The organism is Gemmiger sp. An194 (genome assembly GCF_002160145.1).
Classification (GTDB): Bacteria; Bacillota; Clostridia; order Oscillospirales; family Ruminococcaceae; genus Allofournierella.
In genome coordinates this window covers 66416-87488 of the sequence record NZ_NFKA01000005.1, presented here as the reverse complement: position 1 = coordinate 87488, position 21073 = coordinate 66416, and the positions used below count along the sequence as shown (strand labels likewise).

General features: G+C 58.5%; 18 protein-coding genes. 16 read left to right on the top strand and 2 right to left on the bottom strand.

All coding sequences use genetic code 11. The features are described from left to right. Positions 1–47: 47 nt before the first annotated feature. From B5F28_RS04610 to B5F28_RS04550, 13 genes are all read left to right on the top strand, one after another. A complete protein-coding gene (locus B5F28_RS04610; RefSeq protein WP_087293846.1) occupies positions 48–1706 on the top strand; it encodes a hypothetical protein in 1659 nt (552 codons plus the stop codon). 296 nt (positions 1707–2002) lie between these two features. Continuing rightward, positions 2003–3589, top strand: a complete 1587-nt coding sequence (locus tag B5F28_RS04605) for an ABC transporter substrate-binding protein (RefSeq protein WP_087293843.1) — start codon at positions 2003–2005, stop codon at positions 3587–3589. 75 nt (positions 3590–3664) lie between these two features. Then, the gene (locus B5F28_RS04600) at positions 3665–4660 is read left to right on the top strand and encodes an ABC transporter permease (protein ID WP_343212735.1); all 996 of its coding nucleotides are present in this window, start codon (positions 3665–3667) and stop codon (positions 4658–4660) included. Next, positions 4657–5502, top strand: a complete 846-nt coding sequence (locus B5F28_RS04595; protein ID WP_087293841.1) for an ABC transporter permease — start codon at positions 4657–4659, stop codon at positions 5500–5502. Before B5F28_RS04600 ends, B5F28_RS04595 begins: the two co-directional genes overlap by 4 nt. After that, positions 5502–6443: an ABC transporter ATP-binding protein gene (locus B5F28_RS04590; RefSeq protein ID WP_087293839.1), complete on the top strand. Its 942-nt coding sequence runs from the start codon at positions 5502–5504 to the stop codon at positions 6441–6443. The genes B5F28_RS04595 and B5F28_RS04590 overlap by 1 nt, the downstream gene beginning before the upstream one ends. Next, entirely contained in the window at positions 6440–7036 is a 597-nt protein-coding gene (locus tag B5F28_RS04585; protein WP_087293837.1) for an ABC transporter ATP-binding protein, read from the top strand. The genes B5F28_RS04590 and B5F28_RS04585 overlap by 4 nt, the downstream gene beginning before the upstream one ends. A 53-nt stretch (positions 7037–7089) precedes the next feature. Next, on the top strand, positions 7090–7842 hold the full coding sequence (larE, locus tag B5F28_RS04580; protein ID WP_087293835.1) for an ATP-dependent sacrificial sulfur transferase LarE: 753 nt from the start codon (positions 7090–7092) through the stop codon (positions 7840–7842). 2 nt (positions 7843–7844) lie between these two features. Continuing rightward, the gene (gene larB / locus B5F28_RS04575; RefSeq protein WP_087293833.1) at positions 7845–8606 is read left to right on the top strand and encodes a nickel pincer cofactor biosynthesis protein LarB; all 762 of its coding nucleotides are present in this window, start codon (positions 7845–7847) and stop codon (positions 8604–8606) included. Continuing rightward, positions 8603–9994, top strand: coding sequence for a nickel pincer cofactor biosynthesis protein LarC (gene larC, locus B5F28_RS04570; RefSeq protein WP_087293831.1), 1392 nt, complete (start codon positions 8603–8605; stop codon positions 9992–9994). The genes larB and larC overlap by 4 nt, the downstream gene beginning before the upstream one ends. Positions 9995–10363: 369 nt before the next feature. Then, entirely contained in the window at positions 10364–11404 is a 1041-nt protein-coding gene (gene potA, locus B5F28_RS04565) for a spermidine/putrescine ABC transporter ATP-binding protein (RefSeq protein WP_087293829.1), read from the top strand. 4 nt (positions 11405–11408) lie between these two features. Then, positions 11409–12221, top strand: a complete 813-nt coding sequence (locus B5F28_RS04560; RefSeq protein WP_087293827.1) for an ABC transporter permease — start codon at positions 11409–11411, stop codon at positions 12219–12221. After that, positions 12221–13081 carry an ABC transporter permease gene (locus tag B5F28_RS04555; RefSeq protein ID WP_087293825.1) on the top strand — a complete coding sequence of 287 codons (861 nt, stop codon included), beginning with the start codon at positions 12221–12223 and terminating at the stop codon, positions 13079–13081. Before B5F28_RS04560 ends, B5F28_RS04555 begins: the two co-directional genes overlap by 1 nt. A 15-nt stretch (positions 13082–13096) precedes the next feature. Then, positions 13097–14344, top strand: coding sequence for an ABC transporter substrate-binding protein (locus tag B5F28_RS04550; RefSeq protein ID WP_087294005.1), 1248 nt, complete (start codon positions 13097–13099; stop codon positions 14342–14344). Positions 14345–14410: 66 nt separating this feature from the next. Here the strand turns inward: B5F28_RS04550 and B5F28_RS04545 are convergent, their stop codons facing one another. Then, positions 14411–14716 carry a hypothetical protein gene (locus B5F28_RS04545; protein ID WP_087293823.1) on the bottom strand — a complete coding sequence of 102 codons (306 nt, stop codon included), beginning with the start codon at positions 14714–14716 and terminating at the stop codon, positions 14411–14413. Between the two features lie 153 nt (positions 14717–14869). Then, positions 14870–15811 (bottom strand): AraC family transcriptional regulator, encoded by a 942-nt coding sequence (locus B5F28_RS04540; protein WP_158097517.1) that lies wholly within the window; start codon positions 15809–15811, stop codon positions 14870–14872. A gap of 489 nt (positions 15812–16300) precedes the next feature. On the opposite strand from B5F28_RS04540, the gene B5F28_RS04535 reads away from it, so the two are divergent. From B5F28_RS04535 to B5F28_RS04525, 3 genes are all read left to right on the top strand, one after another. After that, positions 16301–17692, top strand: coding sequence for an MFS transporter (locus tag B5F28_RS04535; RefSeq protein ID WP_087293819.1), 1392 nt, complete (start codon positions 16301–16303; stop codon positions 17690–17692). A 20-nt stretch (positions 17693–17712) separates the two neighbouring features. Next, positions 17713–19920, top strand: a complete 2208-nt coding sequence (locus B5F28_RS04530; protein ID WP_087293817.1) for a glycoside hydrolase family 2 protein — start codon at positions 17713–17715, stop codon at positions 19918–19920. Between the two features lie 181 nt (positions 19921–20101). Beyond that, positions 20102–20827, top strand: coding sequence for an acyl-[acyl-carrier-protein] thioesterase (locus B5F28_RS04525; RefSeq protein WP_158097516.1), 726 nt, complete (start codon positions 20102–20104; stop codon positions 20825–20827). Positions 20828–21073: the final 246 nt, after the last annotated feature.

The following is a 21073-nucleotide window of genomic DNA, read 5'->3' as shown; positions in this document are numbered from 1 at the left end:
GAGATCCGGTGAAAACGCATCCGCACAGCAGAGAAAGGAACAAAAATATGAAACATTGGAAAGCGAAGGCGGTGCTGCTCACATTATTGGTGGCCGTGCTGTATGTGGTGTTTCAGCACCCGAACCTGAACCCGCTCTATCCGGAGTCGGCATTCCTGTATTGTGTACTGATCACGGTGCTGGTGGGTATCTTCACGCTGGATCGGATCGGCCGGGTGGTGGCCAAGCCGGGACCGGTGCAGGGCGTGCCGGGCAGCGTGCGTTTTGAGCGCTTCCAGAATGGCAGCCGCTGGCCGCTGATTCTGGTGGCAGTGCTTTGGGGCGTATACTTTATTGTATGGGCCGGGTCCAGCGTTCTGTTCCAGGTGAATGCTTTCCGGGACCAGATGCCGGAACTGATCCAGATGGACTTCGCCGAGGACTTCGACACCACCGATACCAGCCAGCTGCCCATTGTGGATAAGGCCATGGCTCAGAAGCTGGCGGATAAAAAGCTGGGCGAGCGCCCCAGTCTGGGCAGTCAGGTGGTGCTTGGTGAGCCTACGCTGCAGCAGGTGAACGGCAAACTGGTCTGGGCGGTGCCCACCTACCATTCCGGCGTCTTCAAGTGGCTTACCAATCTGGAGGGCACTCCCGGTTATGTGGTGGTGTCCGCCATCAACCCTCAGGATGTGCAGTATGTGGACGGCTACACCATTAAATACCAGCCGGGTGCATATCTGTGGCAGAATCTTTTGTTCTATGCCCGCTTTACCGCCGCGCCCTTCACCGGCCTGACCGACTACAGCTTTGAGCTGGACGATTCCGGCCAGCCCTATTGGGTCATTACTACCTATAAATACCTGCGGGGCTTCTCGCTGCCGGAGGCCACCGGCGCGGTGGTGCTCAACTGCTCCACCGGCGAGAGCCAGCGTTACAGCATTGAAGAGCTGCCCGACTGGGTGGACCGTGTTCAGCCGGAGGACTTCATCGTAACCCAGCTGAACAACAAGGGCGAGTACGTACACGGTTATCTGAACTTCAGCGACAAGGACAAATACCGCACCAGCCCCGGCGAGACCCTGATCTACAACGACGGCAGCTGCTATCTGTTCACCGGCCTGACCAGCGTGGGCGGCGACGAGAGCGCCATCGGCTTTGTGATGGTGGACATGGTCACCAAGGAACCCCACCTGTACCGCATCAGCGGTGCCACCGAGACCGCGGCCCAGCAGTCGGCCCAGGGCGAGGTGCAGCAGTACGGCTACCAGGCGGCCTTCCCGCTGATCGTTAATCTGAACAGCCGGCCCACCTACTTCATGACCCTGAAGGACAACGAGGGCCTGATTAAAAAGTACGCGTATGTGTCGGTGGAGGACTACCAGACCGTGGGCGTGGGCGATACCATCGACGAGGCACGCCTGAGCTATGAAAAGGCTCTTCGTGCAGGCGGCAGTACCATGGTAGGCAACGTGAACAGCGAGCTGAGCAGCCTGACCGGTACCGTGCAGCGCATCGGCAGCGAGTACAACAGCAGCGGCACTACCTATTATCTGGTGCTGAACGAGCATCCCGAGCTGCTGTTCAGTGTGCAGGGCAGTCTGTCCGCCGAGCTGGCCATCACGCAGCCGGGAGATCAGGTGAAGGTGGAGTACTACACTCGCACCAGCCAGGCCCAGGAGCTGACCGGCTTCGACAATCTGCAGTTTGATCAGTCGGTTGAATGACCAAGCGGAGAGGAAAAGCGTAAATAACAAAAAGTAACCGGCGGGCGTACCGAATATGAGGTGCGCCCGCCGTCTTTTTCTTCCGTGCATCTTTACATACACACGAATTTATGTTAATATATTTTTGTTGCTTCTTCACGAAGGAGAGGCGAGAAATTCTGCAACAGCGAATTGAATGCCACGAAGGCATGATGCTTCGGCACGTTATGGCCGGGGCTCTTTGCCTGCGTGGTTTTTTTGTGCCCATCCGGGGTGCGCCTGCGCGGCAAGTTCAGCGAAGGGAAGGAAAGACGAGCATGAAAAAAACGAAAATCCTTGCAGCGGTCATGGCCCTGTGCCTGGCGATTGGTGCCGCGGGCTGCAGCCAGACGGCCAGCCAGTCCACAGCTGCGGCCAGCACCGCCAGCCAGCAGCAGACCGACACTGTGGTGGTGGCAATGAATGTGGAATCCGAACCGGCATCCGGCTTTGACCCGGCGTATGGCTGGGGTGCGGGCGAGCATGTGCATGAGCCGCTGATCCAGAGCACGCTGGTGGTCACCAATGCGGATATGAGCATTGGCTATGACCTGGCCACTGACATGCAGGTCAGTGAGGATGGCCTGACCTGGACGGTCACCATCCGGGATGACGTGAAGTTCACCGACGGCGAGCCCCTCACCGCGTCGGATGTGGCCTTTACTTATAATACAGTAAAGGCAGAGAGCACGGTGAACGATTTCACCATGCTGGACAGCGCTGAGGCAGTGGATGACACCACAGTGGTGTTTCACATGAACCGGCCTTATTCCACCTGGCCCTATTCCATGGCGGTGGTAGGCATTGTTCCTGAGCACGCTTATGGCCCGGATTATGGCCAGAATCCCATTGGTTCCGGCCGCTATATCCTCAAGCAGTGGGATAAGGGCCAGCAGGTGATCCTGGAAGCCAACCCGGATTATTACGGTGAGGAAGTAAAGATGAAAAAGGTTGTCATCCTCTTCATGAGCGAGGATGCTGCCTTTGCTGCTGCCAAGGCCGGTCAGGTGGATGTGGCCTACACCGCCGCTTCCTATACGGACCAGACCATTGACGGCTTTGAATTGATGGCCGTGAAGACCGTGGACAACCGGGGCATTAACCTGCCTGCAGTGGAGGAAGAAAACAGCATCGGCAACGATTTCACCGCCGATGTGCGGGTGCGTCAGGCCATCAACATCGGCTTTGACCGGCAGGAGATGATCGATAACGTGCTCAACGGCTACGGTACCCCGGCCTACAGTGTGTGCGACGGCATGCCCTGGTATTCTGAGGCGGATGAGGTGACCTACGATCCTCAGAAGGCTGCCGCCCTGCTGGAGGAAGCGGGCTGGACCTTGAACAGTGACGGCGTGCGGGAGAAGGACGGCCGGACCGCCAGTCTGAACCTGCTGTACCCCATGGGCGATTCCACCCGCCAGGCTCTTGCGGCCGACATGGCCAACCAGCTGGCTGAGCTGGGCATCCAGACCAGCACCGAGGGTGTGGGCTGGGATACCGCCTATGACCGGGCCCAGAACACTCCGCTGGTCTGGGGCTGGGGAACTCACAGCCCCATGGAGATGTACAATATCTACCACACGGTGGGCGATCTGGCCCGGTATTCTCCCTATGCCAATGCTCGGGTGGATGAGCTGATGGACCAGGCATTGGCCTGCAGCGATCTGGAAGAGTCCTACGCGCTGTGGCAGCAGGCCCAGTCGGAGGAGATCGTGAACGACGTGCCCTGGGTCTGGATGGTGAATGTGGATCATCTGTACTGGGTGAATCAGAATCTGGAAGTGGCGCAGCAGAAGCTGCATCCCCATGGCCACGGCTGGTCGCTGGTGAACAACGTGGATCAGTGGACCTGGAACCAGGCCTGACCGAAGACAAAGCGGCCGCATTGCTTTGAACGGAGCAGTGCGGCTGCCCGTTAGGAAAAAGGAGAAGAAGTTTTTATGGCAAAACGAATGGCCCGCATGGCGGTCAGGCAGCTGATCCGGATGCTGCTGCTGATCTTCTGCGCCAGTCTGGCAGCCTTTGTGCTGCTGAGCCTGTCTCCCATCGACCCGCTGCAGCAGAATGTGGGCCAGGCGGCGATGGGCAGCATGAGCGCGGAGCAAATCGAGCGCCTTCAGGCGTACTGGGGTGTGGATACCCCGCCCCTGGAACGGTTCGCAGCCTGGGTAAGCGGAATGCTGCAGGGGGATTTCGGTGTCTCGCTGCTTTACCGTCAGCCAGTGCTTACGGTGATTGGCGCAAAGCTGGCAAATTCCCTCTGGCTGCTGGTGTTGGCCTGGGTGATTTCCGGGCTGCTGGGCTTCGGCCTGGGCGTACTGGCCGGAGCGACGCAGGGCCGCTGGCCGGACAAGCTGATTCGGGGCTGGTCCATGATCATTGCCAGCACGCCCGCCTTCTGGGTGGCTCTGCTTTTGTTGATGATCTTCGGCGTCTGGCTCAAGCTTTTGCCGGTGGGGCTCAGCGTACCCATCGGGCTGGAAGCCACCGCCGTCACACTGGCGGACCGTCTGCGCCATGCGATCCTTCCAGCGCTGGCCCTCAGCATTACCGGCACCGCATCGGTCTGCCTGCATACCCGGCAGAAAACCATTCAGGCGCTGGAATCGGATTTTGTGTTGTTTGCCCGGGCCAGGGGAGAGAGCGGAAAGGGCATCCTGCTGCGTCATGTGCTGCGGCATGTGCTGCTGCCTGCCATCACTCTGCAATTTGCCAGTCTGGGCGAGCTGCTGGGCAGCTCGGTGCTGGTGGAAGAGGTGTTTTCCTATCCGGGGCTTGGTCAGGCCACAGTGACGGCAGGCCTTGGCGGAGATCTTCCGCTGCTGCTGGGCATCACGGTGATCTGCAGCGCCATGGTCTTCGGCGCAAACTTTGCGGCGGACTGCCTGTACGGTCTGGTGGACCCCCGCATCCGAAAGGGGGCGGACCGAGCATGAAGCAGTGTTTTTATGAGCTTCGCCAACCCCGCACCGCCGCGCTGCTCCGGCTGATTTTTGCTGCTGCAATCCTGCTGGCAATCATGATCGCAGGTATGGCCTGTCGGGAGCAGGCCCTTGCCACGGATTTCACCCGCAAGAATCTGGCCCCCTGCGCGGAGTATCTGTTCGGCACCGACTGGATGGGGCGTGATATGCTTACCCGTACCCTGAGCGGCCTTTCCCTGAGCATCCGCATCGGTGTGGTTACCGCTGCGGTGAGCGCAGTGGTGGCGCTGGCGGCGGGCGTGAGCGCCGCATTGCTGGGCCGCTGGGCAGACAGCGCCCTCACCTGGCTGATTGATCTGTTTATGGGCATCCCGCACATTCTGCTGCTGGTGCTCATCTCCTGCGCCTGCGGGCGCGGGTTCTGGGGTGTGACCATCGGCATCGTGGCCACCCACTGGATGAGCCTTGCCCGGCTGATCCGGGGCGAGGTGATGCAACTGCGGCAGAGCGGTTATGTGCAGGTGGCCCGCAAGCTGGGGGCATCCCCGGCAGCCATCGCGGCCCGGCACATCCTGCCCGGCGTGCTGCCCCAGTTCTTCACCGGGCTGGTGCTGCTGTTTCCCCACGCTATCCTCCACGAGGCCAGCGTGACCTTTCTGGGCTTCGGTCTGACCAGCGAACAGCCCGCGGTGGGCGTGATCCTGTCGGAAAGTATGCAGTATCTGGCCACCGGCCGCTGGTGGCTGGCGCTGCTGCCCGGTCTGTGTCTGGTGGCGGTGGTGCTGCTGTTTGAGTTGGCGGGCAAAAGCCTGGCAGCGCTCTGGTCAGTGAACGCGGAACAGGAGGCGGCATAATGGAAGAAAACAGACAAAAAGCCCCGCTGCTGCAGGTGCAGGGGCTCACCGTTTCCTTTTCCCGGTATGCAAAGGGTTTCCGGCGGGTGACGCTGCCCGGCGTGCGGGATCTGAGCTTCTCGCTGGATGAAGGCGAGCTGGTGGCGGTGGTGGGCGCGTCCGGCAGCGGAAAAAGCCTGCTGGCTCACCGGTTGCTGGGGATCCTGCCCTACAATGCCCAGGTGGGCGGACAGGTGCTCTACCAGGGCCAGCCGCTGGACGACAAGCGGGCCGAAAAGCTGCGGGGCCACGAGATTGTGCTGGTGCCCCAGAATGTGTCCTATCTGGACCCGCTGATGCAGGTCGGGGAGCAGGTGAAGGGGGAAAAGGGCGACGCAGAGAAAGCCTCGGCGGCACTGCGGCGTTATGGCCTTGGCCCCGAGGTGGAAAAGCTGTATCCCTTTCAGCTGTCCGGCGGCATGGCCCGGCGGGTGCTGATTGCCACCGCGGTGCAGCATTCCCCGAAGCTGGTGGTAGCGGATGAGCCCACTCCCGGCCTGCATCCCGAAGCGGCCCGGCGGGTGCTGGGCCACTTTAAGGAGCTGGCTCAGGCGGGCGCGGGCGTACTGCTGATTACCCACGATCTGGAGGCCGCACTGGAAGTGGCGGACCGGGTGATCGTGCTCTATGCGGGCGCGGCGGTAGAGGAGGCTCCGGCGGCCAGCTTTGCAGCAAAGGAGCTGCTGCAACACCCCTATACCCAGGCACTCTGGCAGGCCAGCCCCAACCATGGCTTTGTTCCGCTGCCCGGTACTCAGCCGGTGGGCCAGCTGCCGGCAGGTTGTGCTTTCGCGCCCCGCTGCCCCAAGGCGGGGCCGGAATGTCATGAGGGTGCGGTCGCCTATGAAAAACGGGGTGCAGGCTATGTGCGCTGCCTGCACCCGGAAGGAGAACAGCTATGACGCTGGAAGCAAAGAATCTCTGCTTTACCTATCCTTGCGGGAGAAGCGTGCTGCAGAACCTGTCCCTGCGGGTGGAAGGCGGCGAGCGAGTGGGTATTTTCGCCCCCAGTGGACGGGGTAAGACCACCCTGTGCAAGCTGCTGGCGGGCTACGAGAAGCCCCAGTCCGGCCAGGTGTTGCTGGACGGCAAGCCTCTTGCCAGCTATCGGGGCTACTGCCCGGTGCAGCTGATCTGGCAGCATCCGGAGCAGGTTGTGGACCCCCGCCTGACGTTAGGGAAAACCCTGCGGGAGGCAGGAGAGCCGGAGGAGCGGCTGGTTCAGGCGCTGGGCATCCAGCCGGAATGGCTCAGCCGTTATCCGGCAGAGCTGTCCGGCGGTGAACTGCAGCGGTTCTGCATCGCCCGGGCACTGGGGCCCGCCACCCGGTTTGTGCTGGCGGATGAACTCAGTGCCATGCTGGATCTGGCGACTCAGGCACAGCTGTGGAGCTTTCTGGTGGAGGAAACCACCCGCCGGGGCATCGGTCTGGTGGCGGTGAGTCATTCCGCCCCGCTTCTGGATCGGGTCTGTACCCGCCGGATTGAGCTGTAAAGTCTTTTTTTAATCGTGTATAATCAAGAAAAAACAAGGAGCAACCACTCACCATGACATTGCAGGAGTTTTTTGTGCAGCATCCCCGTCTGGCCCTGGGCCTTTCCGGCGGGGTGGATTCTGCCTATCTGCTGGCTGAGGCCGTGCGCTGCGGCTGCCAGATCCAGCCCTATTTTGTGGACAGCCCCTTCCAGCCCCGCTTTGAGCTGGAGCATGCCCGCCGCCTGTGCGAAGAGCAGGGGGTGGAGTTGAAGGTGCTGCTCGCCCAGCCGCTGGCGGACGAAAACGTGCGGCAGAACGGTCCGATGCGCTGTTATTACTGCAAAAAGCAGGTGTTCGGGGCGATTCTGGCCGCCGCCAAAGCGGATGGCTTCGAAGAGATTATCGACGGAACCAATGCCTCGGATGATGCATCCGACCGCCCCGGCATGCGGGCGCTGGAGGAGATGCGGGTCTACAGTCCGCTGCGGCTGTGCGGCGTGACGAAAGCACAGGTGCGGCAGGCCTCCCGGGAACTGGGCCTGTTCACCTGGAACAAGCCCGCTTATGCCTGCCTTGCCACCCGCATCCCCACCGGCACCGCCATTACTCCCGAGGCGCTTCAAAAGGTGGAAGCGGCGGAAAACGAGCTGTTCCGGCTGGGCTTTTCCGATTTCCGGGTGCGCTGCATGGGCAACACCGCCAAGCTGCAGCTGCCTGCCGCCCAGTTCGGCAAGGCGCTGGAGCGGCGAAAAGAGCTGGTGGATGCATTGAAACCGCAATTTGCAGCGGTCGTATTGGATCTGGAACCCCGAGGGGAGGAATAAGAATGGAAAAACAGGAGATGCTCACTCTGCTGGAGCAGGTGCAGCAGGGAGCGCTCACGCCCGAACAGGCACTGCTTCAGATGAAGCTGCAGCCTTTTCAGGACCTGGGCTATGCCAAGGTGGACCATCACCGGGGCCTGCGCCAGGGCGCGCAGGAGGTGATCTACGGCGCAGGCAAGACCGCCGAGCAGATCGACGGCATCCTCACCGCCATGGAAAGCCGGGACGCCACCGATATCATCGTGACTCGCATGAGCCAGCAGGCGGCGGACTATGTGGCGCAGCGCCATCCGATGGACTACGACCCCATGTCCCGGTTGGGCATCGTGCACCCCACCGGAAAAATCACCGCACCCGGCTACATTGCCGTGGTCTCCGGAGGTACCAGTGATATGGCGGTCTGCGAGGAGGCTGCCCGCACCGCCATCGCCATGGGCAATAAGGTGGAGCGGCTGTATGATGTGGGCGTGGCCGGGCTGCACCGGCTGCTGTCCAAGCTGGATGTGCTGATGCAGGCCCGTGTGGTGATTACCGTGGCAGGCATGGAGGGTGCGTTGGCCAGTGTGGTGGGCGGCCTTGTGGATTGCCCGGTGATCGCGGTCCCCACCAGTGTGGGTTACGGCGCTAATTTCAACGGCCTGTCTGCACTTTTGTCCATGCTTAATTCCTGTGCCAGCGGAGTGAGCGTGGTGAATATCGACAATGGATTCGGTGCGGGCTATCTGGCCAGTATGATCAATCATATGGGAGGCAGTGACCAATGAAAACTTTATATATTGAATGTGCCATGGGCGCGGCGGGCGATATGCTCACCGCCGCCCTGCTGGACCTGCTGAGTGTGGAGGAGCAGCAGGCATTTCTGGGACAGATGAACCGGCTGCTGCCAGGGGTTCAGGTCAAGGTGAATCCCGCACAGAAATGCGGTGTACAGGGCCTGCATGTGCAGGTGCTGGTGAACGGGGAAGAGGAGCACAGCCACGACCACGGCCCGGTTCATCCGGAGGTGCATCCCGCTCCGGCCGTTCATGACCATCCTCACGAACATATGCATGAACATGACCACCATCATGACCATGATGATCCCCATGACCACGACCACGTTTACGAGCACGAGCATCATCATGACCATGTGCACGAGCACGGCCACGACCATCCCCATGAACACGATCATGGCCACGGGCATCATCATCACGCCACCATGGCATGGGTGGAGCAGACCATTCAGAAAACTGATTTGCCCCCGGAGGTGAAGGAGCAGGCGCTGCAGGTCTACCGCGTTATTGCCCAGGCGGAAAGCGCCGCCCACGGATGCCCGGTGGACCAGGTTCACTTCCACGAGGTGGGCGCGCTGGACGCAGTGGCGGATGTGACCGCCGTCTGCCTGCTGCTGCACATGCTGGCACCGGAAAAGATTATTGCCAGTCCGGTGCATCTGGGCAGCGGTCAGGTGCGTTGTGCCCACGGCATTCTGCCGGTGCCTGCGCCCGCCACCGCCTATATCCTGCAGGGGGTTCCCGCCTACACCGGTACCATCCGGGGCGAGCTGTGCACCCCCACCGGAGCAGCTCTGCTCAAGACCTTTGCCCAGTCCTTCGGTCCCATGCCGGTGATGGTCACCGAAAAGGTGGGCGTCGGCGTGGGCAACAAAGACTTTGAAGCCGCCAATGTGGTGCGGGTGTTCTGGGGCTGCGACGCAGAGCAGGAGCAGAAGAAAAAGGAGCAGATCGTGGAGCTGCGCTGCAATCTGGACGATATGACCGGCGAGGCCATTGGCTACGCTTCGGAGCTGCTGCTGGAGGCGGGCGCACTGGATGTGTACACCGCGCCCATCCAGATGAAGAAGAGCCGTCCGGCGGTGCTGCTGTGCTGCTTGTGCCGTCCGTCCGAGCAGGACAAGCTCACCCAGCTGATGCTGCGCCACACCACCACCTGGGGCGTGCGCGCCAGTGTGATGGACCGCAGTGTGCTCACCACCCGCATCGTGCCGGTGAAGACCAAATACGGCGTTGTCCGTGTCAAGCAGGGAACCGGCTATGCGATCAAGAAGTGCAAGGTGGAATACGGCGATATGGCCGCCGCTGCCGCCCAGGCCGGGGTGGAGCTTGTCCGGGTGGAACGCGCTGCCCGCAAGGCGTTCAAAAAGCAGGGCTGAATCCTTTGTAAAACCTGAGAAAAATCCTTGTGAATAAAAGAAAACGCAAGGATACAGGAGCAAACCAAAAATAAACCCATAAAACGCTGGATTTCCGCTTGCAGGTGAGGAAATCCAGCGTTTTTTTGCATTTTTTGAAAAACTGCTTGACATTGTCAGGTCCAGCTTGTATAGTAGCAGTTGTGCCCGGCACTCTATAAGGGGAAAGTGCGCCTTTTTGCCGGGTACATAGGCGCTGGATGTACCGCTGTAACCGGCCAAAGCTGCAACGCTTCGGCTGGTGTAACAAACCTTTTGCGGGGTGGTACCATGTGCGCCGCCTGTGTATGCAAACCACGGCAAAATTCCGCAAAGGGGGAATCAAAAACAATGAGTAAAATCGTATCACTGCAGAACATTGTTGTTGGCTTCGACGGGGAGAACGTGCTCAACGGTCTCTCGCTGGACATTCACGACAAGGAGTTCGTCACTTTCCTGGGCCCTTCCGGCTGCGGTAAGACCACGACACTCCGGGTCATCGGCGGATTTGTCCAGCCGAGCTCCGGCAATGTTTTTTTTGACGGGCAGGACATCACCAATCTGCCGCCCTACAAGCGTCAGGTGAACACCGTATTCCAGAAATACGCCCTGTTCCCGCACCTGAATGTATACGAGAATGTGGCCTTCGGTCTGCGTCTGAAGAAGATGGACGAGAAGGAGATCCGCAGCCGCGTGCTGGAAATGCTGGAAGTGGTGGGCCTGAAGGGCTTCGAGCGCCGGGATACCACCAATCTGTCCGGCGGTCAGCAGCAGCGTGTGGCCATCGCCCGCGGTCTGGTGAACCATCCCCGGGTGCTGCTGCTGGACGAGCCTCTCGGCGCACTGGACCTGAAGCTGCGCAAGGAGATGCAGCTGGAGCTCAAGCGGCTGCAGCAGGCCATGAATATCACCTTTATCTATGTGACCCACGACCAGGAAGAAGCGCTCACCATGTCCGATACGGTGGTGGTTATGAAGGATGGCAACATCCAGCAGATCGGCAGCCCCATCGACATCTACAACGAGCCGGAGAACGCCTTCGTGGCCTCCTTCATCGGTGAGAGCAACATCATCGACGGCATCATGCTGCGGGACTTCTGCGTGGAATTTGCCGGCAACGAGTTTACCTGCGTGGATAAGGGCTTCGGCCACAATGAATTGGTGCAGGTGGTGATCCGCCCGGAGGACATCCAGGTGGTGCCCGCCATCCAGGGCCAGCTTACCGGCGTGGTGAAAGAGGTCATCTTCAAGGGCGTTCACTACGAGATGCGCGTGGAGCAGGCCGGCTACGAGTGGATCATCCATTCCACCCAGGCCAGCGCTCCCGGCGAGCTGATCGGCATGTGCATCGGGCCGGATGAGATCCACATTATGACCCGCACGGAGGGTTAAGGCCATGATCAAGAACCGTAAACTGGCCGCGCCCTACCTGGTGTGGATGGTTGTGTTCATCCTGGTACCGCTGGCCATCGTCACTTACTTCGCCTTCACTGACAAGGAAGGCAGCTTTACCCTGGAAAACCTGATGATCATCGGGCAGTACAGCACGGTGTTTGTGCGCAGTCTGCTGCTGGCGGCGGAAGCCACTGTGATCTGCCTGGTGCTCAGCTTCCCGGTCAGCTATTTTCTCTCCCGCCAGCGTGCGGCCAAGCAGAAGATTTTCCTTATGCTGGTCATGCTGCCCATGTGGATGAACTTTCTGCTGCGCACCTACGCCTGGATGAGCCTTCTGGAGAACAACGGCATCATCAACCGGATTCTGGGCTTCTTCGGCATCGGCCCCTTCCAGATGATCTATACCAGCGGCGCGGTGGTGCTGGGCATGGTGTATAACTTTTTGCCCTACATGATTCTGCCGCTGTACACTGCCATGACCAAGATCGACAACAGCGTCATCGAGGCCGCGCAGGATCTGGGCGCGGGCATGTTCAAAACCCTGACCAAGGTGCTGATCCCTCTGTCCGCTCCCGGTATCGCCACCGGCATCACCATGGTGTTTGTGCCCAGTGTCTCCACCTTTATCATCAGCCGGATGCTGGGTGGCGGCTCCAATATGCTGATCGGTGATCTGATCGAGCTGCAGTTCTTGGGCAACAGCTACAACTACAACCTGGGCAGCGCGCTCAGTCTGGTGCTGATGGTGATCGTGCTGCTGTGCATGAGTTTCACCAACGGCTTTGACGACGAGGATATGGAGGGCGTGGTGTAATGAAAAAGCAACATTTGGCCGCCCTGCAAAAGGTTTACCTGTGTCTGATTTTCTCGTTCCTGTACGTGCCCATCGCGGTAATGATGGTGTTCAGCTTCAACGAGAGCAAGAGCCGCACTTTGTTCACCGGTTTCACACTGAAATGGTATAAGAGCCTGCTGCACAATGAGATGATCCTGGAAGCATTATGGCTCAGCCTGGTGGTGGCCTTCCTGGCCGCTACCGTGGCAACCATTCTGGGCGTGATGGCCTCCATCGGCATCAGCGGCATGAAAAAGCGTACCCAGGGTGTGATCAACACTGTGAGCTACCTGCCGGTGGTCAACCCGGAGATCATCACCGGTGTTTCGCTGATGATGCTGTTCGTGGTGTATGTGAACGTCGCACACTGGCTGAACTCCAATCCGTCGGTGCCCGGCTTTCTGAAATTCCTGCCGGAGAACATCTTCGGCTTCGGCACCCTGCTCATCGCTCACATCACCTTCTGCGTGCCCTACGTGATTTTCAATGTGGCGCCCAAGCTGCGCCGCATGGATGTGCGCATGTATGAGGCGGCGCTGGATCTGGGCTGCAATCCCCGTCAGGCTTTCTTCAAGGTGGTCCTGCCGGAGCTGATGCCCGCCATCCTCTCTGCTTTCCTGATCAGCCTGACCTACTCCATCGATGATTTCATCATCTCTTACTTCAGCTGCGGCACGCTGCAGACGCTGCCCATTGCCATCTACAGCATGACCCGTAAAAAGGTCAGCCCGGAGATCAACGCCCTGTCCACCATCATGTTTGTGGCCATCCTGTGCATTATTCTGGTGAGCAATGCGCTGGAAAGCCGCAGCTACCGCAAAAAGCGGATCAAGGAATAAGGGAGGATGCGTGCGATGAAAAAAGCGATCAGCCTGCTGCTGACCCTGGTGCTGGCGGCCGGAAGTTTTGCTCTTCCCACCTTTGCGGCGGAGGACAAGATCCAGGTCACCGAGGACATCTCCGTCAGCGCCGACTACGACTGGACCCGGTTCAAGGGACAGGGCGTCTCCCTGAACGTTTACAACTGGGGCCTTTACATCTCGGACGGCTCGGACGAAAGCGTGGATGTGATCTCCGCCTTTGAGGAGCTGACCGGTATTGACATCAACTATACCACCTTCGACACCAACGAGAGCATGTACGCCAAGCTGAAAAGCGGCGGCGCGGTCTACGATGTGATCTTGCCCAGCGATTATATGCTGGGCAAGATGGCCAACGAGGGTATGCTGCTTCCCCTGAACAAGGAGAACATCCCCAACCTGGCGGGCATTTCCGAGCTGTATCTGGACAAGGAATACGACCCGGGTAATGTGTACAGCGTGCCTTACATGTGGTGTATGGTGGGTATCACCTACAACAAGGATATGGTGGACGAAGCGGACCTGGAGCAGGGCTGGAATCTGCTGTGGGACCCCCGCTACACCGGCCAGATCCTGCAGTTCAACAACAGCCGCGACTGCTTTGCCATGGCGCTCAAAACCCTTGGCCGCAGCATGAACCCCACCAGCACCCAGGACATCGACGATGCTCTGGTCAAACTGCAGGAGCAGAAGCCCCTGGTGCAGGCCTACGTGATGGATGAGGTGTTCGATAAGATGGAGGGCGGCGAGGCTGCGCTGGCTCCCTATTACACCGGCGACGGTCTGACCATGATCGCCGAGAATCCCAGCCTGGGCATGTTCATCCCGGAAGAGGGCACTCTGCAGTGCGTGGACGCCATGTGCATCCCGGCTTCCAGCCAGAATCAGGAAGCGGCGGAGATGTTCATCAACTACATGTGCGAGGTGGATGTGGCGCTGCAGAACGCACTGTTTGTGCAGTACACCTCGCCGGTGGAGGCGGTGCGTGAGCTGCTGCCCGCTGAACTGCGGGACAGCGAGCTGATGTACCCGGACCCCGCTCTGATCGAGCGCAGCGAATACCCCAGCGTCATCTCGGACGAGCTGAACAGCGCCATGGATATGGCCTGGAGTCAGATGAAGAGCTTCGACGACACCGGAAACCAGTGGCTGGTCCCGGTGTTCCTGCTGGTGGCCATCGCCATGACGGTATTCAATGTGTGGCGCCGCCGTGCCCGCAAAAAGCGCCGTCAGATGTATTAATCAAAAATAAAAAGCCTGTTCCCGTTCCGGTTTTCCGGAAGGGAACAGGCTTTTTTGTGCTGAAATTCAAATTACAACAGCAAGCAGGCTGACGGCAAGAAAAGCAAGGATCAGCGTGGCCACCCATTTTCCCCAGCTTGCCAGCCGATGGTCGGAAAAACGCCATCCGAGCACTGCAGCCGGTACAAAGAAAACCAGTGCCGCATAGGGAGGATAATGAATTCCGCTTCCGGAAGACCAGGGTGAAATTCCAACCAGCCCGAACAGCCAGTCGCCAAGGCAGAACCCGCCGGGCAGGGTGCAGCAGAACAACACGCCCACCAGGCAGAGAAGAGCCGAAAGGGAACCGGGTCCCCAGATTTTTTGGACCATTGCCAGATGCCTCCTTGTCAGGCTGAGCCGACCAGCCCTAATGCGATCAAAATCAGTTTTCTTTAGTATAGCACAGGGGGAAAATCTGTGCAAGCAAGGAAGTGGTTGTGCGCCTGCTGCTCCGTAAAAAGAAGCGGAGAACAGGCAAACAGATCAGGACACGTGGAGCGAGCGGCCGGTCTTTCGATATTCAGTGGGACTGCAGCCCATGGTCTGATGAAAAATCCGGGAAAAGTAGTTCGCATCCAGAAACCCGCAGTGCTGCGCCACGGTCTGGATCTGCAGGCGTGTGGTAAGCAGCAGATTGGCGGCCAGACGAATCCGTTCCTGCAGAATAAAGTCGGTCAGCGTTTGGCCGGTTTCTTTTTTGAAACGAGCCGAAAAATAGCTGGGATTGCAGTTCAGCACGGCGGCAATGGTACGCAGGTTCAGCGGCTCGGCCAGGTGCTGGCGTACATACAGCATGGCAGTCTGTACTGGCAGAGAACAGCCGATGGCGCTGTATTGTTGCACCAGCAGGCAGTATTCATCCGACATTTCACTGATCAGCTTCTGGGCATCTGTGGTGGTGGGCAGCTGTTCAATACGGGCGGCAAAGGTGCGGGAAAGATCGTCCAGATAAATGGGGTGCACACCGCCGTACTGAGCCGCTTTGCGCAGTGCGGTATTCAGCACAATGCAGTAATTTTTTATGTTGCGCACGGGGTCGGCCAAACGCGGCTCCACTGCCATGTTAATGTCGGTGCCGTGCAGCAGCTGGTGCAGCCGGGTGCGATTTCCGTCCGCTACAGCCTGCAGCAGCTCATCCTCCAGGCGGTAGCGGTTTTCCAGCCGACGCATGACGGTGGGCAGATGAATGTCCTCCGGCGCAGAGGAAAGGGCAGTGGAAGAAAGCGCGTCATCCAAACTGATGGAGCGTACCTCCACCCGAGGACCATACAGCGCTTCGCACAGGCAGTACACCATGGCATAGAAGGGGCTGTTATCGGCAATTTGCGGCAGGGAGGAATAGAACTCCTCCAACAGATGAATGCGGGCAGGGGACAGCTCGTATTGCTCCGCTGTCTCAAAGATCTGGCGGTCAAGCGGCCGCATCGTGAGAAACGGCCCAATCGCCATACAGCGGGGTGTACCGGGCAGCAGAAAAACAGATAGTGCAGGTAGAAGCAGTCTGTCACATGATAAATGGCGCCTGGCTCCATATTTTGAAACAGGGCACGGCATCCTTCAAACACCGAAGGGGTCACACCCAGCTGCCGCCGAAGCCCGCCGTCGATTTCCAGATCCTCCGCAACAGGCAAAGGAAACTCCTGATGGGAAATCCCGGATTTTTGGAGTACTTGTATAAAAAAAGAGAATTCATTTGAGCAAAACATACAAAACCGGCCTTTCAAGTGCAGAACGATCAGCAAACTGTACGAACAGTATGCGCTTTTTTCTGCACAATGACAAGAGGAAAAACAAAAATAATGAAGATTTCACACGAAATACTTCTAATTCAATGTGAGGGAATTCTGGTAAGATACTTACATCGTCCGGACAACGTGATATATACCTTCAATGTATTGGATAAGGAGTGATCGTATGAACCGCAGCACAACGGTGCGTCCGTTTGGGATTCGGGACAAGGTCGGTTACCTGTTCGGAGATTTTGGCAACGATTTTACGTTTATTTTTTCCACCATGATGCTCATGAAGTTCTACACCGATGTTATGGGTGTTTCCGCAGGTGTAGTCGGCTTTATCATGACGGTGGCGCGCATTGTGGATGCCTTTACCGATGTGACCATGGGCCGCATCTGCGACAGAAGCCGCACCACGGCGCACGGCAAGTTCAAGCCCTGGCTGCTGCGTATCTGTGGGCCGGTGGCACTGGCATCCTTCCTGATTTATCAGAGCGGACTGGCCGGCCTGCCCATGGGGGTAAAAGTCGCATATCTGTTTGTAACCTATATCCTGTGGGGCTCGGTCTTCTACACCGCCGTAAACATTCCTTATGGTTCCATGGCCTCCGCCATTTCGGAGGACCCGGACGACCGGCAGTCCCTCTCCACCTTCCGCACCATGGGCGGTACTCTGGCCGGCGTTGTGATCGGCGTGGGTCTTCCTCTCGTTGCTTACGAAAAGGTGGACGGTGTGGAAACGCTGATCGGCTCCCGGGTTACCCTGGCAGCGGGCATCTTCTCTGTTCTGGCGGTCATCTGCTATCTGCTGTGCTATAATTTAGTTACCGAGCGTGTGCGTATCGAGGCACCGCAGGGCAAACAGGAGTCCGTTGTGCAGATGATGAAGAGTGCCATTCACAACCGTTCGCTGATTTCCATCATTGCCGCCTCCATTGTGATGCTGCTGGCTCAGCTGACCATCCAGAACATGAGCGGCTATGTATATCCGGATTACTACAACAATGCGTCGGCGCAGTCGGTTTCCAATCTGGTTATGATGGTGGCCATGCTGCTGGCTGCCGCTCTGGTCAAGCCGCTGGCCAAGCGCTTCGGCAAATGCGAGGTCAGCGTGGTATCCAGCGTTGCCGCGGTGGTTATCAATCTGGTGCTCTTTGTGGTGCGTCCGGCAAATGTGTGGGTCTATGTGGGCTTCCAGTTCCTTTGCTGGCTGGCTCTGGGCATGTTCTCCATGGTTTCCTGGGCTCTGATCACTGACGTGATCGACGATTCGGAATGCAGAACCGGACGCCGTGAGGACGGCACTGTGTATGCGCTGTATTCCTTTGCCCGCAAGCTGGGCCAGGCGGCTTCCGCCGGACTGAGCGGCCTGCTGCTGGAGCTTATTGGTTACTCGGCTGCTACCCGCACCGATCCCAAGGTGCAGGAGGGGCTGCTCAATATCTCGGTTCTGGTACCTGCGCTGGGATTCGCGCTGCTGGCGCTGATCCTCTGGTTCTGGTACCCGCTGCACAAAAAGCAGGTTAACGAGAATGTGCTCACGCTGAAGAAAAAACGCGCTGCCGGGCAATGATCGATCAGGAGGGTTTTGTTATGAGAAATGTTGTGAATATCAATCATAAATGGGCATTCCGCAAGGGCGCGCCCCTGCCGGAGAACTTCCCGGCGGATTGGGACATCGTCAATCTGCCGCACACCTGGAACAACATCGACGGCCAGGACGGCGGCAACGATTACTGGCGCGGCACTGGTGTCTATGTGCGCACGCTGGAGCGGGCGGATCTGCCCGAAGCCGAGGCCTGCTTCTTGGAGATCAACGGTGCCAACCTGTCGGCGGATGTTTATCTCAACGGCAAAAAGCTGGCTCACCACGACGGCGGCTATTCCACCTGGCGAGTGGAGCTAACCGATGCCCTGCAGGAGAAAAACCTGCTGGTCATTACGGTGGACAACGCCCCCAGCGACCACGTTTATCCCCAGGTGGCGGACTTTACCTTCTACGGTGGTCTGTACCGGGATGTGAACATCATTTGTGTCCCTGAGACCCATTTTGACCTTTCCTATTATGGCGGCTGCGGGCTGCATCTGACCCCGGATGTGAGCGGCCGTGTGGAGGTGGAGCGCTGGCTCACCGGCCCTGCCGATGGCACTGAGGTACGTTATACCATCCGCAACGCCGAAGGGGAGACGGTGGCTCAGGCTTGCAGCCGGGAAGAAAAAAACGCGCTGCAGGTGGAGCAGGTTCACCTGTGGCACGGCCGCAAGGACCCTTATCTCTACACCCTGACCGCCGAGCTGCTGCGGGACGGCACCGTGCTGGATACGGTCAGCCGTCGGTTCGGTTTCCGCAGCTTCCGGATCGACCCCGAACAGGGCTTCTTCCTCAATGGGGAAAGCTATCCGCTGCGCGGTGTTTCCCGCCATCAGGATTGCTGGGGCGAGGGCAACGCGCTCAGCCGGGAGGATCACATCCGGGATATGGATCTGATCTGTGAGTTGGGCGCCAATACCATCCGGCTGGCGCATTACCAGCACGACCAGTTCTTCTATGATCTGTGTGACGAGCGGGGCATGGTGGTCTGGGCAGAGATCCCCTACATCTCTCAGCATATGCCTGCCGGCCGGGAAAACACCATCAGCCAGATGCGTGAGCTGATCGTGCAGAATCATCACCATGCGTCCATTGCTGTGTGGGGCCTGAGCAACGAGATCACCATGAAGGGTGACCGTGACCCGGATATGATGGAAAACCATCGTGAGCTCAATGACCTGTGCCATGCCATGGACCCCACCCGTCCCACTGTGATGGCGGTGATCAGCATGTGCCCCATGGACAGCCCCTATCTGGAGATTCCCGATGCGGTATCCTACAACCATTACTTCGGCTGGTACGGCGGCAATACCGACATGAACGGCCCCTGGTTTGACAAGTTCCACGAAATGCATCCCACCCTGCCCATTGGCTGCAGCGAATACGGCTGCGAGGCGCTGAACTGGCATTCGGATGCCCCCCAGCAGGGCGATTACACCGAAGAGTACCAGGCATATTACCACGAAGAGCTGATCAAGCAGCTGTTCACCCGGCCCTACCTGTGGGCGACCCATGTGTGGAATATGTTTGACTTCGGCGCTGACGCCCGCAACGAGGGCGGCGAAAACGGCCAGAACCACAAGGGCCTGGTGACCATGGACCGGAAATACAAAAAGGATGCCTTCTATGCCTACAAGGCCTGGCTTTCCGACGAGCCCTTCGTCCACCTGTGCGGCAAGCGGTTTGTGAACCACACCGGTGACACGGTGAAGATCACCGTCTATTCCAACCAGCCCGAGGTGGAGCTGTTCGCCAACGGAGTCTCGCTGGGCGTGCAGCACGCAGAGGATCACTTCTTCCGTTTCGTTGTGCCCAACGAAGGGGTAACGAAGCTGGAGGCAGTGGCAGGCGATTGCCGTGACCAGGGAGAGATCTGCCATGTGGATACGCCGGACGAAAGCTACCGCCTGAAGGAGCAGGGGGCAATCCTCAACTGGTTTGATGTGACCGAAAAGGAGGGCTTCTTCTCCCTGAATGACCTGATCGGAGACATCATGCAGGCCCCGCAGGGCAAGCAGATCATTCTGGAGCTGCTTGCTTCGGTGGGTATGGGCGGAAAAGGCGATCTCAGCGGAGATTTTGCCAAAATGATCGGCGGCTTCACGGTACTGCGTATGGCAGGTCTGGTGGGTACTCTGGGCGAGAACAAGCTGACCAAGGAGCAGCTGCTTGCCATCAATGCCCGACTCAATCAGGTAGCTCGTCCGTAACCATTTCCCCGGGGTTTCAGCACCCGGATTGATATCCTCCAATTGTGCGGCGCTCTCTGCAAAGGCAGGGGGCGCCGTGCTCCGTTCCGGCGAAAATGCAGCAGGTCAGAGTTTTTATTTTTGCGTGAATTTGTGCTATAATAAGAAGGAAATTTCAATGCAAAAGAAGGCGAAAAAGAAAATGCAGGAGCTGACTACCTACACCCAGACCTTTCGGGTGAAGGACACCGATTGCGATCTGAATGGATACCTGATGCCCGGCGCATTTCTGCGTATGGTGCAGCAGCTTTCCACCGATCACTGCGAGGCAATCGGGCTGAATCAGGAATTTTACGAAAAGAACAATGCGATTTTTCTCATGGCGAAAATGGCCCTTCAGTGGGAGCGGGTTCCCCGCTGCGGCGAGGTTATCACCCTGACCACCAGGCCGGAAAACTGCAAGCGAGCCACCTATAAGCGCGTGACCACGGTGCAGGATGAGCAGGGGAATGCCCTGGGCATGACCGACAGCCGATGGGTTCTGGTGGACCCGCAGGCCCGCCGTATCATCCGCCGCCCGCCTGAAGCCTTTCAGAATCTTCCCTTTGGAGACGATGTGGACTATCAGCTGGACATGACCATCGAGCGCCCCCAGGAGGTAGAGCAGGTGGGTCAGGCGGCTGCCTACTATACCTTCTGCGACATCAACGGCCACCTGAACAATACCCGCTACGCAGACATCGCCTGCGATGCACTGCCGCTGGAGCAGCTGCGCCAGAATCCAGTTCGCCGCATCAGCATCAGCTATCACAATGAGGTCCCGGCGGGCGAGCACTTCCAGGTTCAGCGGGGCAGCACGCAAAACGGCTGGTATGCATCCGGTACTCGCGAGGGAAAATGCTGCTTTGAGGCAGAGCTCCGCTTCTGAGGGGAGCAATTCTATCAAAAATAGTAGAAAAGCGCTTTCACGCAGCCCGAAGGCAAAGCCAATAAGGTTTTTGTCGGGCACTGCGTGAGAGCGCTTTTTCTCGTTTTTGCCCAAAATCACAATTTTGTTTTCTCATCGAGAACAAAATTGGCTATATGACGGACAGTTCCAAAGGATTACTTGTCAAAGTTGTGAAAAAAGGCAGTTGTCATTTGCTCTGCAATGTGCTAATCTATTCAATAAGCT

Bases quoted from the DNA above. Each gene is read 5' to 3' on its own strand.
- B5F28_RS04610 (WP_087293846.1), top strand. From the start codon at position 48: ATGAAACATTGGAAAGCGAAGGCGGTGCTGCTCACATTATTGGTGGCC.
- B5F28_RS04605 (WP_087293843.1), top strand. From the start codon at position 2,003: ATGAAAAAAACGAAAATCCTTGCAGCGGTCATGGCCCTGTGCCTGGCG.
- B5F28_RS04600 (WP_343212735.1), top strand. From the start codon at position 3,665: ATGGCAAAACGAATGGCCCGCATGGCGGTCAGGCAGCTGATCCGGATG.
- B5F28_RS04595 (WP_087293841.1), top strand. From the start codon at position 4,657: ATGAAGCAGTGTTTTTATGAGCTTCGCCAACCCCGCACCGCCGCGCTG.
- B5F28_RS04590 (WP_087293839.1), top strand. From the start codon at position 5,502: ATGGAAGAAAACAGACAAAAAGCCCCGCTGCTGCAGGTGCAGGGGCTC.
- B5F28_RS04585 (WP_087293837.1), top strand. From the start codon at position 6,440: ATGACGCTGGAAGCAAAGAATCTCTGCTTTACCTATCCTTGCGGGAGA.
- larE (WP_087293835.1), top strand. From the start codon at position 7,090: ATGACATTGCAGGAGTTTTTTGTGCAGCATCCCCGTCTGGCCCTGGGC.
- larB (WP_087293833.1), top strand. From the start codon at position 7,845: ATGGAAAAACAGGAGATGCTCACTCTGCTGGAGCAGGTGCAGCAGGGA.
- larC (WP_087293831.1), top strand. From the start codon at position 8,603: ATGAAAACTTTATATATTGAATGTGCCATGGGCGCGGCGGGCGATATG.
- potA (WP_087293829.1), top strand. From the start codon at position 10,364: ATGAGTAAAATCGTATCACTGCAGAACATTGTTGTTGGCTTCGACGGG.
- B5F28_RS04560 (WP_087293827.1), top strand. From the start codon at position 11,409: ATGATCAAGAACCGTAAACTGGCCGCGCCCTACCTGGTGTGGATGGTT.
- B5F28_RS04555 (WP_087293825.1), top strand. From the start codon at position 12,221: ATGAAAAAGCAACATTTGGCCGCCCTGCAAAAGGTTTACCTGTGTCTG.
- B5F28_RS04550 (WP_087294005.1), top strand. From the start codon at position 13,097: ATGAAAAAAGCGATCAGCCTGCTGCTGACCCTGGTGCTGGCGGCCGGA.
- B5F28_RS04545 (WP_087293823.1), bottom strand. From the start codon at position 14,716: ATGGTCCAAAAAATCTGGGGACCCGGTTCCCTTTCGGCTCTTCTCTGC.
- B5F28_RS04540 (WP_158097517.1), bottom strand. From the start codon at position 15,811: ATGCGGCCGCTTGACCGCCAGATCTTTGAGACAGCGGAGCAATACGAG.
- B5F28_RS04535 (WP_087293819.1), top strand. From the start codon at position 16,301: ATGAACCGCAGCACAACGGTGCGTCCGTTTGGGATTCGGGACAAGGTC.
- B5F28_RS04530 (WP_087293817.1), top strand. From the start codon at position 17,713: ATGAGAAATGTTGTGAATATCAATCATAAATGGGCATTCCGCAAGGGC.
- B5F28_RS04525 (WP_158097516.1), top strand. From the start codon at position 20,102: ATGCAGGAGCTGACTACCTACACCCAGACCTTTCGGGTGAAGGACACC.